The sequence below is a fragment of the Ralstonia soli genome, assembly GCF_023955655.1.
GTDB lineage: Bacteria > Pseudomonadota > Gammaproteobacteria > Burkholderiales > Burkholderiaceae > Ralstonia > Ralstonia soli.
In genome coordinates this window covers 187,465-203,040 of sequence record NZ_JAMXHT010000007.1, presented here as the reverse complement: position 1 = coordinate 203,040, position 15,576 = coordinate 187,465, and the positions used below count along the sequence as shown (strand labels likewise).

The 15,576-nt window shown below is 64.9% G+C and carries 12 protein-coding genes; 5 read left to right on the top strand and 7 right to left on the bottom strand.

The annotated features are described in order from the left end of the window. Nucleotides 1-5: 5 nt before the first annotated feature. The 7 genes from NG900_RS19485 to NG900_RS19455 form a co-directional block, all read right to left on the bottom strand. On the bottom strand, nt 6-1,178 hold the full coding sequence (locus tag NG900_RS19485; RefSeq protein WP_252683014.1) for a PstS family phosphate ABC transporter substrate-binding protein: 1,173 nt from the start codon (nt 1,176-1,178) through the stop codon (nt 6-8). Nucleotides 1,179-1,234: 56 nt separating this feature from the next. After that, the gene (locus tag NG900_RS19480; protein ID WP_252683013.1) at nt 1,235-2,710 is read right to left on the bottom strand and encodes a substrate-binding domain-containing protein; all 1,476 of its coding nucleotides are present in this window, start codon (nt 2,708-2,710) and stop codon (nt 1,235-1,237) included. Then, nucleotides 2,707-3,627, bottom strand: a complete 921-nt coding sequence (locus NG900_RS19475) for a hypothetical protein (RefSeq protein WP_252683012.1) — start codon at nt 3,625-3,627, stop codon at nt 2,707-2,709. The genes NG900_RS19480 and NG900_RS19475 overlap by 4 nt, the downstream gene beginning before the upstream one ends. Before the next feature lie 79 nt (nt 3,628-3,706). Next, nucleotides 3,707-4,582 (bottom strand): ABC transporter permease, encoded by an 876-nt coding sequence (locus NG900_RS19470; RefSeq protein WP_252683011.1) that lies wholly within the window; start codon nt 4,580-4,582, stop codon nt 3,707-3,709. Further along, nucleotides 4,579-5,427 (bottom strand): ABC transporter ATP-binding protein, encoded by an 849-nt coding sequence (locus NG900_RS19465; RefSeq protein ID WP_252683010.1) that lies wholly within the window; start codon nt 5,425-5,427, stop codon nt 4,579-4,581. Before NG900_RS19465 ends, NG900_RS19470 begins: the two co-directional genes overlap by 4 nt. Nucleotides 5,428-5,429: 2 nt before the next feature. Further along, nucleotides 5,430-6,431 (bottom strand): ABC transporter substrate-binding protein, encoded by a 1,002-nt coding sequence (locus tag NG900_RS19460; RefSeq protein WP_252683009.1) that lies wholly within the window; start codon nt 6,429-6,431, stop codon nt 5,430-5,432. Between the two features lie 286 nt (nt 6,432-6,717). Then, complete coding sequence (locus tag NG900_RS19455; protein ID WP_252683008.1) at nt 6,718-8,082, bottom strand: HAMP domain-containing sensor histidine kinase; 1,365 nt, start codon at nt 8,080-8,082, stop codon at nt 6,718-6,720. Nucleotides 8,083-8,267: 185 nt separating this feature from the next. Between NG900_RS19455 and NG900_RS19450 the strand changes: the two genes are divergently transcribed. From NG900_RS19450 to NG900_RS19430, 5 genes are all read left to right on the top strand, one after another. Next, complete coding sequence (locus NG900_RS19450; RefSeq protein ID WP_252683007.1) at nt 8,268-8,798, top strand: hypothetical protein; 531 nt, start codon at nt 8,268-8,270, stop codon at nt 8,796-8,798. Between the two features lie 36 nt (nt 8,799-8,834). Continuing rightward, nucleotides 8,835-9,875: an outer membrane protein assembly factor BamB family protein gene (locus NG900_RS19445; protein ID WP_252683006.1), complete on the top strand. Its 1,041-nt coding sequence runs from the start codon at nt 8,835-8,837 to the stop codon at nt 9,873-9,875. 101 nt (nt 9,876-9,976) lie between these two features. Beyond that, nucleotides 9,977-11,335, top strand: coding sequence for a TolC family outer membrane protein (locus NG900_RS19440; protein WP_252683005.1), 1,359 nt, complete (start codon nt 9,977-9,979; stop codon nt 11,333-11,335). 10 nt (nt 11,336-11,345) lie between these two features. Beyond that, nucleotides 11,346-12,488 carry an efflux RND transporter periplasmic adaptor subunit gene (locus NG900_RS19435; RefSeq protein ID WP_252683004.1) on the top strand — a complete coding sequence of 381 codons (1,143 nt, stop codon included), beginning with the start codon at nt 11,346-11,348 and terminating at the stop codon, nt 12,486-12,488. Beyond that, nucleotides 12,485-15,565 (top strand): efflux RND transporter permease subunit, encoded by a 3,081-nt coding sequence (locus NG900_RS19430; RefSeq protein WP_252683003.1) that lies wholly within the window; start codon nt 12,485-12,487, stop codon nt 15,563-15,565. Before NG900_RS19435 ends, NG900_RS19430 begins: the two co-directional genes overlap by 4 nt. Nucleotides 15,566-15,576 lie beyond the last annotated feature (11 nt).

Genomic DNA, 15,576 nt, shown 5'->3' with positions numbered 1-15,576 from the left:
CGTCGTCAGTTGGCGCGGCCCTCCACCAATGCGCGCGCCGGGCTCACCTGCGATGCGCGCAGCGGCACGTAACGTGCATGGTCGAGTACCACTTGCTGTCCCTCGCGGCTGAGTACGAACTTCAGGAATTCCTCCAGCGCCGGGGGTAGCGGCTTGCCCGGGGCCTTGTTGGTGTTGAAGTAAGTCAAGCGGCTCAACGGATACGTGGCCAGGGCCACGTTCTCATACGTCGGGGCTTGCGGCGTGTCGCCCGCCTTCTCGACCAGCGGCACCAGCTTGACCGGCGCGTCCATGTAGGCCATGCCCGAATACCCGATGGCGTACCGGTCGGTGGCGACGTCCTTGGCCATGGGGAACACGAGCTTCTCGAACTTGATGCCATCGCGCCATTCGCCGCGCTTGCCGTCTGCGCTCAGCACTCGCTGGCGGACGAACTCCTCAAAACCATTCCACGGGCGGATGCCGTGCAGGTGGATCGGCTTGTCGGCCCACTCGCCGGTCAAGCCCAGGTCACCCCACTTGGTGATGGCAGCACCGCCACGGGCGTGCGTGGACGAGTACATCTGGTCGAGCTGCTGGAAGGTGATCTGCTCGATCGGGTTGTCCTTGTTGACGAAGAAGGCGACGGTATCGAGCGCGCCGAAGTGCCGGTATGAACCGCCCGAGATCGGCACGCTGAGCGGGTCGTAGCCGAACTTGGCCTTGAACTTGCTGATGTCATCGGGCTTGAGCTCGCGCGAGACGAAGACGAAGTCCAGGTCGCCCTTGATCAGCTCGATGGCGCCCAGGCTGCCCGCATACGGCGGCGAGATCGACAGATTGACGTCCGGGTAGTAAGTCTTGAACTTCTCCATCCACTTCTGCGCGAGGACCACCATCACGTCGGATGCCGCGCCCTTGAAGGTGCCGCTGATCTTGATGTCGCGCCGCGGCTGATACGACGGGAGCTGCGCGTCCAGCGTGGGCTGCAGCACTTCCGGCGCCGGCAGGTCGCGGCCGTGTTCCACACCGGCCTTGGCCTGTGCTTCGGTCTGCGGCGCGTTCGTCGGGGTCGTCGGCGTGACCCACATCAACATGGGTGTCGCGCTCGGCTGTGCCTGCGCGTGGGCCGGCGCCAGCATCACCAGCGATGCGGCGGCGGCCAGCGCCGTGGCGGCCAGCGTGATGGATCGGTTCATGGCGGTTATCTCCTCTCGTGTTGTCGTTCTATGCCGGTTCGTGTTTGCCTTCCAGCCTATTCGAGCTTGGCAAGCTCTTCCTTGACCTCTTGCGCGGTCAGGGGGTAGTAGCCGGAGTACAGGATGGGCTCCTGTCCTTGGCGGCTGAGCACGTAGCGCAGGAATGCCTTGATTGGCGCAGGCAGCGACTCGCCAGGGTTGCGCCGCAGGCGGATGTACATGTAGCGCGTCAGCGGGTAGCGGCCATTGGATGCGGTTTCATGCGTTCCACTGATGGCGGGGCTGCTTGCGTCCCGCGCAATCGGCACGGGCTTCACCCCCGGCCCGCCATCTTCGAAGCCGCCGAAGCCCATCGCTCCCGTGTCGGCGGCGATGGCTTTCGCGGTATCGGCGACGGACGCCTCGTGCACGGTGTTGCTCCATGCGCCACCCTTGAGCGCCATGATCTGCATCGACATGGCGTTCGGCGTGACGAGGGGCGGTACGTCGAGCGTGATCGGGCGATCGGCCCATGCGCCTGTCAGCCCGAGCTGGCCCCAGCGCGTGATGGTGGGCGACTGGCCGAAGATGCCGGCGAGCTGCTGCATCGTGAGGCGTGCGATCGGGTTGTCCGCATTCACGAACACCGCCTGCGCCGTGGTGCGTTGCTGGGTATCGAACCCACCCCGCGCGACCCGGATCTCGAACGGTTCGCGCCCGGCATTCAGTTGGGCGAACGATGCCGCCTCGTCGGGCCAGAGTTCGCGCCCCATGGGAGCCAGATCGGTTTCGCCGGCCATCAACGCATGGAAGCCGTTCAGCGTGCCAAGGTGCTCCCAGCGGTCACCTTTACGAACGCCGGGCTGCAGCGCATGAAAGTCGTGCATCCAGCGCTCCATCAACGATTTCATGCCGTCGCTGCCGACGCTGCGGATCTCGCCCTTGACCGGCGCACCCGCAACGTAGCAGGGCAGCGCGGGATCGAGCGTGGCGCGATAGCCATCGAGCTTGGGTAGTTCTTGCGCGATCTGGTTGGTGGGCAGCGGTGCAAAGCCGGGCTGGTGTGCGGCGATCTGCTGCCCCTCGGGGCTCAGAGCAAACGTGGCGAATTCCAGGATTGCCGGCGGCAGCGGCGAGTCCGGCCGCTTGTTGAACGCCAGGTAGACGGGTTTGCCGTTGCGTTGGGCCACCTGCACGAGCACCGGCGTCTTCATCATGTCGCCGGCGAACTGGTGCGCGTAGGGCGCGAGCTCGGCCGGTAGCGGTGGGCGCGTCATCGGGGCGACGTCCGCGAGTTCAAACATCAGCGCGCCGATTGCCGCGGCATCGCCCACATGCTGCCAGCGCGGACCTTGGTTGAAGCCGGGCTGCCGCTGGTGCAATGCCTGCAGCCAGGCGTTCATCAGCGGGCCCATCTCGCGGCTGCCGACACTGGACAGCGTCGTGGTGCCGGTGCCCGGTTGTGCGGGCACAGCAGCGCTCGCGCAGGCTGTGCCGGTCAGCAGCGTGGCCGCCAGCAGCGGGGCGAACGCGTTCCTGAGCTTCGGCATCATGGGTCGATCTCCTCCAGCGCCGGCGTTGCCGCAATGCGTGTTTGCAGTTCGTCGCGCAGCGTGACGGCGTGCGTTGTGAGGGCTTTCGCATCCTGGCCGCTGCCGTAGGCGTAGCCGACGTTGAGCGTGCCGATGGCGATGCCGCTGCGGTTGCGGATCGGGAGGTCGACGCCGAAGCGCTTGCCGTTCGAATACACGCCGGTGATGGGGGCGGCGGCGTCGAGCACCTTCATGTCGTCCGCATCGGCTTTCTTGCCGTGGCGACCGAAGGTGGAGCCCAGCAGGACCAGCTCGCCTTTGGGCGGCACCTTTGCACGCAAGGCCAGCACCGTCACTTCGGGGTGGCGCTGGAGGGCTTCCTCCACCAGCGTCTGCGCCCTGGATTTTGTGGTCACCAGCGGCGCGAACGGGTAGGGGTCCATCAGGTTTGGCAGGCTGAGGATACGTCGGGACAGCGCATCGCGGATGACGCCGGCGATGCGCTCGAACTCCGCGTGGTTGCCGCCGACCGGATACCGCCAGACCAGGCCCAGGCTGCCGACGGTCTGCCCGCCCACGTCATGCAGCGGCAGCTCGATCTCGATGCGCTTGTTGCCGTGATCCATGGCAATTCGGGTCTTGCCGGTGGCGATCACGTCGAGGTCATCGGCATCGGCGGGCTTGCCGATGCGGCCGATGTTCGAGGCAATGACGACGTTGTCCGCCGCATTGGGCGGGGTCACGTGCATCACGACGGCCCGCAGGTCGGGATGCTGCGCGACGGTGCGGTCAACGAGTTCCTGGGCGTAGCTCTTGACCGGAAACCCAGCAGGAACCTGGGCTTGCGCGACGGCTGCGGCAGCGAGTGCCACGGCAGCGATGGCGTATTTGCAGACGCAGTCGGCGAGTCCCTTCGCTGTTGTGTGGTTGATCATCATGATGAGGTTGTGGGGCAGGGCACTGGCCGCCGGGAAGGTGAAAGGCGGGTTCGCCGGTCGCCAGCGAACCCGGATGCGCTCAGTGCGTGTCCTGCAGCGGTGCCGGACGCCATTTGGCCAGGCGCGTTTCGACCAGCGTCATCAGGTATTCGGCCGCGAGCGCGACCACCATGATGATGACGATCGCCGCATACATCCCGGCTGCATCGAACGAGCCCTTCGCAATGTTGATCAGCAGGCCGATGCCATACCGCGCGCCCACGAACTCACCGACGATGGCGCCCACGATGGCAAAGCCGAAGCTGACGTGCAGCGAGGCGAAGATCCAGCTCATGGCCGACGGGATGACCACCGAGCGTGTCAGCTGCCAGCCGCGCGCCCCCAGGATCTGCGCATTGGCCAGCAGGTTGCGGTCCGCCTCGCGCACGCCCTGGAACGCGTTGGCAAACACCACGAAGAACACCATCACGAATGAGAGCGCCACCTTGGAGGTCAGCCCCAGGCCGAAGATCATGATGAAGATCGGTGCCAGCACCACACGGGGCACCGAGTTGATCACCTTGATGTAGACGGAGAACACATCGGACAGCATGCGATTGCGCCCCAGCGCGATGCCCGCGATGATGCCGGCCACCGCACCGGTGATGAAGCCCAGCATGGACTCCTCCATGGTCACCCACAGGTGGTACCACAGCGGGCCGTCGGATGTGCCTTCGGTCAACCAGGTGTAGAGGCGCGAGAGGATTTCTGACGGCTTGGAGAAGAAGAATTCATCGATCAGCTTCATCCGCACCAGCACTTCCCAGCCGCCCAGGAAGAGGATGAGGATGAAGTAGCGCCAGAAGTAGACGGTCTGCTTGCGGCGCTTGGCGCTGCGCGCGGCGGCGGCTTCAATCTCTGCCGCAGAGGGGACGGAGACGCCGACCGGGGGCTTCAGGGTGGCCTGATTGTTCATGCTGCAACCTCCGCAACGCGGGCTTCCTCTTGCGAGGCGCCGCGCCGCACTTCTTCGCGCAGGTCATTCCAGATCGTGCGCGAGATGTCGATGAATTGCTGGTCGTAGCGGATTTCGCTGGCGACGCGCGGCCGGGGGATGTCGATCGGGTAGACCGACTTGACGGTCGCCGGGCCGGAGGTCAGCACGTAGACCTTGTCGGCCAACGTGATGGCCTCTTCCAGATCGTGCGTGACGAACACCACCGACGCCTTCGATTGCGACCACAGGCGCAGCAGCTCGTCGTGCATCAGCACGCGGGTCTGCACGTCGAGCGCGGAGAACGGCTCGTCCATCAGCAGGATCTGCGGGCCGTTGATGAAGGTCTGCGCAAGCGATACCCGCTTGCGCATGCCGCCCGAGAGCTGGTGCGGGAACTTGGTTTCGTGCCCCGCCAGATTCACGCGCGCAAGCCATTGGCGCGCGCTGGCATAGGCCTCTTCACGCGCCACACCGCGAAACAGCGGCCCGGCCACGACGTTGTCGATCACGCTGCGCCAGGGGAAGAGCGCATCGGTCTGGAAGGCGAAGCCGATGCGGCTGTCGATGCCGTCGATCGGATTGCCGAACAACCGCACCTCGCCCGCCGAGGGTTTCGCCAGGCCGGTGATGAGGTTGAGCGTGGTGGACTTGCCGCAGCCGGTCGGGCCGACAACGGCAACGAACTCGCCGCGCTCGACGGTCATCGTGAAATCCCGGATGGCGGTCATCGATTTGCCGTCCGGCGTGAGGAAGCGGCGGCTGACGTTGATCAGCTCGATGGCCGGGTCGGAGGTTGCTGCCGTTGGTGCCATTGCTGCGCCCATGATCACTTCACCTTGGTTACGAACTCGGTCGTGTACGTCTTTGCAAGGTCGATCTTCTTGCCCTTCACGTTCGGCGAGAACGTGCTCAGCACCGACAGCACCGTGTCCGGGCCGCCCTTGGGCATCATGCCGTCCGCGGTGAACATGGCTTTGCCGCCTTCCAGGGCCTTGACGTAGCCGTCCTTGTCGCCCACGTAGAAGTCCTTGGGCATCTTCTCGGCAATCTCGGCAGCGCTGTGCGTATTGATGTAGCGCAGCGTCTTCACGAAGGCGTTGGCGAGCTTCTGTACGGTGGGCTTGTTCTTCTCGACCCAGTCCGTCGGCATGTACAGCGAGGCGGCCGGGTAGGTGCCGCCGAGCGCTTCCTTGGTCTTCTCAGCGGTGCGCAGATCAACCAGGACGCGCGCCTCGCCGGTCTTGAGCAGGCGTGAGATGGTGGGTTCGGTCGTCATGCCGGCCTGGATCTTGTCTTGCTGCATGGCCATGATGAACGTCGTACCTGCGCCCACCGGCAGCGAGGTGAACTGGCCCACCGGCACACCAGACTTGACCATCAGGTACTGGGTGAGAAAGTTGGTGGACGAACCCAGTCCCGTCACGCCCATCGTCTTGCCCTTGAGGTCTGCCATGCTCTTGACCTGCGGGTGTTTGTTCGACACCAGCTCGACCTCGCCCGGCGCATGTGCGAGCTGCACAACCGATTCGATGTACTTGCCCTTGGCCTGCAGGTCGACGCAATGGTCATAGAAGCCGACCACGCCTTGCACGGCGCCCGCCAGCATCTCGTTCTCGGCATCCACGCCCGCGCCTTCATTGAGCAGCTCGACGTTCAGGCCTTCGTCCTTGAAGTAACCCAGGCCCTCGGCAAGCTTGGCGGGCAGGTAGATGATCTTCTCGTAGCCACCGACCATCAGGGTGATCTTGTCGGCTGCCTGTGCGGCGGGAGCTGCGGCCATCATGCTGGCGATGGCGGAACACAGCAGGAGTTTGTCTCGGGTTTTCATCGTTATGCGTCCTTGGTTGCGAGGGATCACGTGGTAGTAGTTGGGTGTTCCAACCGTGCCCATACACTAGACAGTCAGCCTGTCTCGAACGTGAACCGATTCTGAAAGCGCGTTCAGGTCACGCCGGTTTGTGGGGTGGGTTTTCCCTAGAAGCCGAGGCCGCGCGAAGGGTTGCCGGGGCAACCGTGGAGGTGGCCAGGCGTGCGCGGCCACGTAGTAGGGCGCTGATGGCGCGGCATGGCTCAAGCAGAATCGATGGCGGCCTGCAGCAACGTTGCGGTCAGCGTCACGCCGCGGGCGCGGCGGGAATCTCGATGACGACGCGCAGGCCGCGCCCGACGTCGCGGCTGGTGGCCCAGATCTTTCCCTTGTGCATTGCCACAATGCTGCGGCAGATGGCCAAGCCCAGGCCGCTACCGCGCTGGTCCTGGCCGGGGGAGGGCAGGCGCACGAACCGTTCAAAAATGCGCTCGCATTCTTCGGGTGTCAGGCCGGGGCCTTCGTCCACCATGCTGATGCGCCAAGTACCGGCCGCCAAGGTCGAGTCGAGATACACCACGCCGCCCTGCGGGCTCACCCGTAAGGCGTTGGTCAGCAGGTTCAGCAGGACCTGCCGGATGCGGGGGCCATCGATGTTGACTTCACCCTCGCCGCGGTGCGACCAGGCGAAGACTTTGCCACCGTGCTCGGCCAGGGCCGAGGCATCCTGACCGAAGGTGCTCAGGAGGGCGGCCGGAGACTGCGCCCGAAGCTCGACAAGCACCGCGCCGGCATCGGCGCGCGAGAGGAACAACAGCTCATCGATGATCCGGTTCACGCGGCCGAGCTCCTCCAGGATGACGGCCACCGAATCCATCTGCTGCTGCGTCAGTCCATCACTGACCAGCAGCCGCTCGGCATGCAGCGCCACCAGCGACATGGGCGTCTTGAGTTCATGCGATGCCTCCGCCGCGAAGCGCCGGATCTCGGCAAACGACATCTCCAGCCGGTCGAACATCTGGTTCAGGAACGCCGACAACTGGGCGATCTCGTCCTTCACATCGCCCACCGGAATGCGTTGACTGAGATCGTCGGAGCGGATGCGGTTGGCGGTGGCCTGGATCACGCGCACTGGGTGGAGGATCAGCCGGCTCAGGCCGTAGCCCACCGCCACACTGATCACCAGCGCCGTGCCGAGCAAGCCGAAGAAGACCAGCCGGTATCCGGCCATCAGATCCTTCACCGGCGCCAGCGGCGTGGCTACGATGACATCGAACGGCGCGAGCTGGAATTCGCTCACCCGCACCTCGCCGATCGTGTTCATGCTGATGGAATACGCACGTTCGCCCGCAATGTCCGGGATCGACTGCCCATGCAGATTGCGCGACTTGAAGAACCGGTTCGCCATCGATGCATGCATGTCGATATAGAACAACGACGACGCTGATTCGGTGGCCTGGCGGATGCGGTCGTCGATTTCCGGTGGCGTCAGCTTGGCGTAGTCCCGGCCGAGGGTGGCCTTGAGGTGTTTGAACTGCGCCTCGTTCAGCTCATCGAGCTGCTTGACGAGATAGCGGTCGAGCAGGAAATGGCCGGCGATGAAGAGGCAAGCCAGCGTTGCCGTGACGGTAATGGCATACCAGAGAGTGATGCGGCTGCCGATCGACTTCATGCGGGGTGCTCCAGTCTTATAGCGCGGCGAGGATCGTTCCCGTGGATGCTATTCGATCCGGCGCCGGCTTGGCTGAATGAATTTTAAGGATCACTACAGGAAGCGTACAGAGTCCCCCCCTAGACTCGGTCCACGCTTCCACGGATCGGATGCGACCAACGACATCTCAAGAACGGAGACACCCCATGAGCACCTTTTTCAAGCTGGCGCTGGCAACGGCACTGACCGGCATGGCCGCTTTGAGCAGTGCGCCCTCCTGGGCGGACAAGAACTGGACACCGCCGTCCCACAAGATCTACGGCCAGAAACTGTCTGACGAGACGATGTCCAAGCATCCGGAACTGCTGAGCATCACGCTGCATGGCACCCCGCCGGGCCAGACCGACATCTTCACGATGTTCGCGGGTTCCTACCCCGAGCGTATCGGCAACGCGGACGACCCGGATGACATCGACGTGATCAAGAAGGGCATCACCATTGTCGATCCGCGCTGGAACCGCACCAAGGACAACCCGAAGAAGTTCGTCGTGCTGATGCCCATGCGCGATGCCAAGGGCAACAACATCGGCCTGGTGGTCTACGCGTTCAAGAATCCGCCGGCCAACCCGAACACCAGCAGCCAGGAACTGGCGTTCCTGAAGAAGTCGAACGCGCTGCGGGACGCACTGGCCAAGAAGATCCCGAGCTACGACGCCCTGTTCGATCAGGCCAACTGAAGCGGCGCGCCGCATTTGCGAAGGGTGAAGACTCCCATGAAAGCGAACATTCGCACGGTCGCCACTGCCGTGGCGCTCGCAGCAGCGACGCTGTTGTCCAACGTTGCCGTGGCCGGCGAGCCATTGCGCCTGCTCAGCCGCACCGACCTGCCCGGTTACGACGGTGATTTCGATCACTTCGGCGCGGACATCAAAGGCAACCGGCTGTTTCTGGCCGGCGAAGACGGCGGAACATTGGAGGTCTTCGACCTGCGCAGCGGCGCACACCTGAAGACCGTCAAAGGCATGGAGACGCCGCACGCCATCCACTACGAGCCGAAGAGCAATCGGCTGTTTGTCAGCAACAGCGGCGCAAGCCTGAGCAAGGTACTGGATGGCAAGAGCTATGCCGTGACCGGCACGATCAAGCTCACACCGGGCGCCGATGTGATGAGCTACGACCCCTCGTCGCGCCGCCTGTGGTTTGTCACCGGTGGCAAGAACGCGCCCACCAAGATGGCGAAAACGCTGGTGACGCAGGTGGATGTCGACTCGGGCAAGACGCTGGGCGAGACCACGTTTGACACCGACTTTACCGAAGGCATCGTGGCCGAGCAGGCCGGATCGCGCGTGTTCGTCAATGTGGCCGGCAAGGGCGAGATTGCCGTGCTCGACAAGAAAACGGGCCAGCTGCTGAACACTTGGCAGATCAAGGAAGGGAAGGACAACTCGCAGATCGATCTCGACGAGAAGAACAAGCGCCTGTTCGTGATTACGCGCAAGCCGTTCAAGCTCGTGGTGATCAACACGGAGACCGGGCAATCGGTGGCGAGCTTCGATGCGCCGGGCCGAACCAACGGCATGATGTTCGACGCAAGGAACCATCGCATCTACGCGGCGGGTGATGACTACGTTGCGGTGTTCCAGCAGCGCGATGCCGATCACTACGACGAGATTGCGCGCGTGCCGTCGGAGAAGGGCGCGAAGACGGCGTTCCTGGTGCCCGAACTCCATCGGCTGTACGTGGCCGTTGGTGGTTCGGCAGACACCAAGGCCGGACTACTGCGGTACGACGTGCTGCCCGGCAACGCGAAGTAGCGCTGCGCAGCACCGGGCGCATCCCTGCGCGACCTCCGTGGTTGCCCGGGGGCGCACTGCGCCCGCCGCACGTTTTTTTCGCACGTTCTTGAGCCTCCGCAATGCTGCGATGTCCCCACCGCCTGTTTGCGCCGATCGTCCTCCTGCTTCTGGGTGCGGTGTGTTCCTCGGCGCGCGCGGTCGATCTGGTCGAATCCTGGCAGGCAGCGCGCGCGAATGATGCCGCGCTGATGGCATCGCAGGCCGCGCTGCGTGCCGCGGAAGAAAAGATTGCGCAGGGTGATGCGCTGACGGCCTCGCATGTTGACCTGACGGCCAACGCTGGACAGGCCGGTCAGGACTATCGCCCGGGTTTGGAAACATCGTCACACCCGGCCTCGTACACGAGTGGCCAGAGCTACGGCACGAGCGTTGTCTGGAGCAAACCGCTGTATGACGCGAGTGCGAACTTCGCCCGGGAGCGTCTGCATCGCGAAGCCGAACAGGCTCGGATTCAGTATCAGCAAATAGAACAGGATCTGATGCTGCGGGTCGCGCGCAGCTACTTCGACGTGCTCGTCGCGCGCGAGAACGTTGCGCTGGCGGACACCCAGGCGCAAGCCATCAGTGAACAACTGGCGCTGGCCAAACAATCGTATGCGCTGGGCCTGAGCACAGCCAGCGATACCGACGATGCGCAAGCCCGGTACGACGGTGTGGTGGCGGCGCTGATTGCCAACCAGAACGACCTGGCCAACAAGTCGGACGCGTTTGCCGTGCTGACCGGGGTGAACTCGGGAAAGTTGGCGCCAATCCTGTCCGGCTTCTCTGCGACGGAGCTGCCGCCCGCAACGCAGGAGGTCTGGCTCGACCAGACGCGGCGCTCCAATCCCGCCGTTCGCCAGCTTGAGCTGGGCGTGGAGATCGCGGAGCTGGCCGGCGACCAGTACACCTGGCGCGGCGCGCCGGTCATCACGGCGGTTGCGAGCGTAGGGCGGCAGTACGATGCGGGCAGTATTTCGAAGTCAGGCGGTCGTGACGTCACCACGGGCGGAACGATCGGGCTGCGCCTGACGATCCCGCTCGTCGACGGCGGTATGCGCCAATCCTTGCTGCGCCAGTCGATGGCCATTCAGGACCAGCAACGCTACGCGCTAGAAGCCGGACTGCGCGAGGCGCAACGTGCCACGCGCCAGTTCTTTGCCAGCCTGCGAGACGGCGCCCAGCGCATTCGGGCGCTGGAGCGCGCCCGTGTCTCCGGCGAGTCATCGGTGCGATCGAGCAAGGTGGGCCAGGAGGTAGGCGTGCGCACCATCATCGACGTGCTCAACGCCGAGCAGAACTACTACCAGACGCTCTACAACCTCACGTCCGCCCGGTCCGACTACCTGTATGCGCGCCTGCAGCTGGCAGCTTCTGCCGGCGCACTGGACGATGCGGTCCTGGCGCAAGTCAATGCGGCACTCGGCCCCGCCAGATGAGCAACGAACCATGACGCTGAACAAGCCTTTCATGTTGCGTGGTGCGATCGCCGTGGGAGCCATGGGGCTGGTGATCGCATTGATGCAGGTCACTCTCTTCGGCAGGCAATCCGATGCCGCGAAATCGCCGGCCAAGGCGTTGCCTCTGGTCAGCGTGGTGCAGGCCGAGGCGCGTGACTTGCCCGTCAAATTGTCCGCGCACGGGCACGTGGTGCCGCTGAATCAGGTCGACGTGCGCCCCCAGGTGGGCGGCACGGTGCGCGGCATCCACTTTCGAGAGGGCGATGACGTCAAGGCGGGGCAACTGCTGTTCACCATCGACGCGAGTGACGTGACCGCGCAACTCGAGCGCGCCCAGGCCAGCGCGGCGCAGATCGAGGCGCAGGTGGACGATGCCGAGCGCGACCTGGCCCGCATCCGGCAGCTGGCGAAGCTGCGCTATTACTCGACGAGCGCGGTCGACACCAGCGCCAGCAAGCTCGAATCATTGAAGGCGCAGTACAAGGCCGTTCAGGCCGAAGTGGCGAGCTCCCGCCTGCAGGTGGAGCGCACGCACATTGCGGCCCCCATGGCGGGCCTGACGGGCGCGCTGACCGTCCACCCCGGCAGCCTCGCGCAGACGACAGCCGCCGTGCCGCTCGTGACGGTGGTGCAGATCGACCCGATCGGCGTTGAGTTTTCGCTGCCGGAATCGCAACTGGCGCGGCTGCTGGATGCGCGCGCCACCGGGGCTGTCCGCATTGAACTGCAGACGCCCGATGGCGGCCGGCAGCCCGGCTCGCTCGTCTTCGTCAACAACACCGTCAATACGGACACCGGCACGATCACGCTCAAGGCGTCGTTTCCGAACGCGACGCGCTCGCTCTGGCCAGGCGCCTACGTGGACCTCGCCATCGATGCGGGCGTGAGCCACGGCGCCATCGTGCTGCCGCCACAGGCACTGCTTGAGGGGCCGCAGGGCCGCTTCGTCTACGTGCTCGATACGGACAGCAAGGCGCAGGTGCGGCAGGTCACCTTGCTCCGTCTGCAAGACCAGATGGCGGTGGTCGACGGCCTCAACGGCGGGGAGCGCGTGGTTGCCGAGGGGCAGGCCGGCCTCAAGCCCGGGGCCGCGGTGCGCATTGCGGCACGCACGAGCAAGGACGCGCGATGAAGCTATCCGAGGCCTGCCTGCGACGCCCCATTGCGACGATGCTGTTCTGGATCAGCGTGCTCGTCGCAGGCGTGGTCTGCTGGCTGCAACTGCCCATCTCGGCCCTGCCGCAGTACGACACGCCAACGCTGGAAGTCAGCGCCAAGCTGCCCGGCGCGAGTCCGCAGAACATGGCCAGCTCCATTGCGACGCCGCTGGAGAAGCAGTTCTCGGCGATTCCCGGGCTGGTGATGTCCACGTCATCGAGCATTCAGGGTGAAACCAAGATCCAGCTGGAATTCGACGCCAGCCGTGACATCGACTCGGCGGCCGCCGACGTGCAGGCGGCGCTGTTCCGGTCCACGCGCTCCCTGCCGAGCGAGCTGCCGGCGCCGCCTTCGTACAAGAAGGTGAACCCGGCCGACATGCCGATCCTGCTCGTCGGCCTGAGTTCTCCGGCGTTGTCGCTGTCAGACCTCAACGCTTACAGCGACAACGTGGTGGTGCCGGCGCTGTCTGCCATCAAGGGCGTGGCGCAGGTGCAGGTGACGGGGCAGAAACGCTACGCGGTGCGCATCCAGGCAGATCCGGCGCGGCTGTCTGCGCTGGATCTGACACTCGCGGAGCTTGCCGCCGCACTGAAGAACGCGAACTCCAACGCGCCCATCGGCCAGCTCGACAACCAGCGCCAGATGCTGACCGTGCAGATCAGCGGCAACCTGCGGCACGCGGCCGACTTCGCGCAGATCGTGGTCGCCAACCGCCAGGGCCGTGTCCTGCGTTTGAGCGATGTGGCCGACGTGCGAGACAGCATCGAGAACGTGCAGAACGTCAGCACGCTCGACGGCAAGCCATCGATCCTGCTGTCGGTGCAGCGTCAACCCGATGCCAATACGGTGGCGGTGGTCGACGCGGTGCGTGCGCTGTTGCCGAAGCTGCAGGCCGCGCTGCCGGCGTCGGTCTCGATCGAGACGCGCGGTGACCGCTCGATCTCGATTCGCGATGCGATCCACGATGTCAACCTGACCATGCTGTTGACGATCGCGCTGGTCGTGATGGTGATGCTGCTGTTCCTGCGCCGGGTGGCGATCACGCTGGTACCGGCGCTCAGCGTGCCGCTGTCGCTGTTCGGCACCTTCGGGCTGATGGCGGCGTGTGGCCTGAGCCTGGACAACATTTCGCTGCTGGGGCTGACCATCGCGGTCGGGCTCGTCGTGGACGACGCGATTGTCGTGCTCGAAGCGATCATCCGCCACATCGAGGAGGGCATGACGCCGCGCGAAGCCGCAGCGGCAGGTGTGAGGGAAGTGGGCTTCACGGTGATGTCGATCTCGATCTCGCTGGTGGCGGTGTTCATCCCGATCTTCTTCATGCCGGGCACGATCGGCCGGCTGTTTCATGAGTTCGCCATCGTCGTGTCGCTGGCGATCCTGGTGTCGGCGGCAGTGGCGCTGACGTTGATCCCGCTGCTGGTGCCGCTGGTGATGCGCATGCCGGTCGCGCATCGCGAAGCGGGACGCTGGAGTCGCCTCTTCGAAACCGGGTTCGAGCGCTGCGCGGCGGGCTACGCGCGTGCGCTCGACGTGGCGCTGCGGCACCGCACCGCCGTGCTGATCATCGGCGCCGCCACCTTCGCGGTCACGGCCTGGCTTTATGTTGGCGCGCCAAAGGGGTTTTTCCCCCGCGAGGACATCGGGCAGCTGATCGCGAACGTCGATGCGCCGGAGGACATGTCGTTCGCGGGCCGGCTGGCGGTGATGCAGCAGATCGAACGCGTCGTGCTCAATGACGCCAGTGTGGCGGCCGTGGCGACCAAGGTGGACCACGACACGACGCAGCTCGTGATCGACTTGAAGGACCGCAGCCAGCGGCCGCCGCTGGACGATGTACTGGCGCAACTGCGGCGGTCCACGTCGTTCCTGCCCAGCATCCGGGTGTACTTCAGCCCGGTGCAGAACCTGCGCGTGGGTGGTCGCGCGTCCAAGAGCACGTATCAGTACACGCTGCAGTCGGTCGGTGCGGGCGAGCTTGATGTCTGGGCCGGCAAGCTGGTCGATGTGCTGCGCCATTCCGATGTGCTGGTCGGCGTGAATAGCGACTACCAGAAGAACGGTCTGGAAGCGCAACTGCAGGTGGATCGGGAAAAGGCCGCGCAGCTGGGGATCGACATGGCGACGCTGCGCAATACGCTGTATGGCGCGTTCGGCAGCCGCCAGGTGTCGACCATCTACGCGCCGGAAGACAGCTACCAGGTGATCCTGGAAGTCGTCGATGAGAAGCGGCGCGACGAGAACGACCTGCTGGCGATCGAGGTGCGCAGCGCGACCGGCAAGACCGTGCCGCTGAGCGCGTTTGCCACCGTCACGCGCGGCAAAGGTGTGATTGCCGTCAACCACCAGGCGCAGTTGCCGGCGGTGACGCTGTCGTTCGAACTGTCCCCCGGAAAGTCGCTGTCGGACGCGGCCGCCGCCATCGCTTCGGCGCAACAGGCGTTGAAGATGCCGGCCACCGTCTTCGGTGCCTTCGGCGGGCAGGCGGCGCTGTTCCAGCAATCGCAGACGACGCAGCTGTGGCTGATCGTGATTGCCGTTGCGGTCATCTACGTGATCCTGGGCATGCTGTACGAAAGCTGGGTGCATCCGGTCACGATCCTGCTCGGCATTCCGTCTGCGGCGCTCGGCGCGCTGCTTGCCTTGCGATGGTCCGGCATGGAGGTCAGCTTCATCGCCATGATCGGCATTCTGCTGTTGATCGGCATCGTGAAGAAGAACGCGATCATGATGATCGACTTCGCGATCGGGGCGCGCCGCGACGAAGGGCTGGGCGCGGAAGATGCCATCCGCAAGGCCTGCCTGCTGCGCTTTCGCCCGATCATGATGACCACGCTGTGCGCGTTGATGGGCGTGCTGCCCATCGCGCTGGGCATGGGTGCCGGTGCTGAGCTGCGCCAGCCGCTCGGCGTTTCGATCGTGGGCGGCCTGCTGCTCTCCCAACTGATCACGCTGTTCATCACCCCGGTGCTGTACCTCGGGTTCGATTCGCTTGGCGCGTCACGCACGCGACCGAAGCCCGTGTCCGCGGTCTCCCCCCAATCTTGAGCGGACCCTTT

Excerpts from the sequence above, each read along its gene's own strand:
- NG900_RS19465 (WP_252683010.1), bottom strand. The coding sequence starts at position 5,427 with ATGGGCGCAGCAATGGCACCAACGGCAGCAACCTCCGACCCGGCCATC.
- NG900_RS19460 (WP_252683009.1), bottom strand. The coding sequence starts at position 6,431 with ATGAAAACCCGAGACAAACTCCTGCTGTGTTCCGCCATCGCCAGCATG.
- NG900_RS19480 (WP_252683013.1), bottom strand. The coding sequence starts at position 2,710 with ATGATGCCGAAGCTCAGGAACGCGTTCGCCCCGCTGCTGGCGGCCACG.
- NG900_RS19445 (WP_252683006.1), top strand. The coding sequence starts at position 8,835 with ATGAAAGCGAACATTCGCACGGTCGCCACTGCCGTGGCGCTCGCAGCA.
- NG900_RS19485 (WP_252683014.1), bottom strand. The coding sequence starts at position 1,178 with ATGAACCGATCCATCACGCTGGCCGCCACGGCGCTGGCCGCCGCCGCA.
- NG900_RS19435 (WP_252683004.1), top strand. The coding sequence starts at position 11,346 with ATGACGCTGAACAAGCCTTTCATGTTGCGTGGTGCGATCGCCGTGGGA.
- NG900_RS19450 (WP_252683007.1), top strand. The coding sequence starts at position 8,268 with ATGAGCACCTTTTTCAAGCTGGCGCTGGCAACGGCACTGACCGGCATG.
- NG900_RS19475 (WP_252683012.1), bottom strand. The coding sequence starts at position 3,627 with ATGATGATCAACCACACAACAGCGAAGGGACTCGCCGACTGCGTCTGC.
- NG900_RS19455 (WP_252683008.1), bottom strand. The coding sequence starts at position 8,082 with ATGAAGTCGATCGGCAGCCGCATCACTCTCTGGTATGCCATTACCGTC.
- NG900_RS19430 (WP_252683003.1), top strand. The coding sequence starts at position 12,485 with ATGAAGCTATCCGAGGCCTGCCTGCGACGCCCCATTGCGACGATGCTG.
- NG900_RS19440 (WP_252683005.1), top strand. The coding sequence starts at position 9,977 with ATGCTGCGATGTCCCCACCGCCTGTTTGCGCCGATCGTCCTCCTGCTT.
- NG900_RS19470 (WP_252683011.1), bottom strand. The coding sequence starts at position 4,582 with ATGAACAATCAGGCCACCCTGAAGCCCCCGGTCGGCGTCTCCGTCCCC.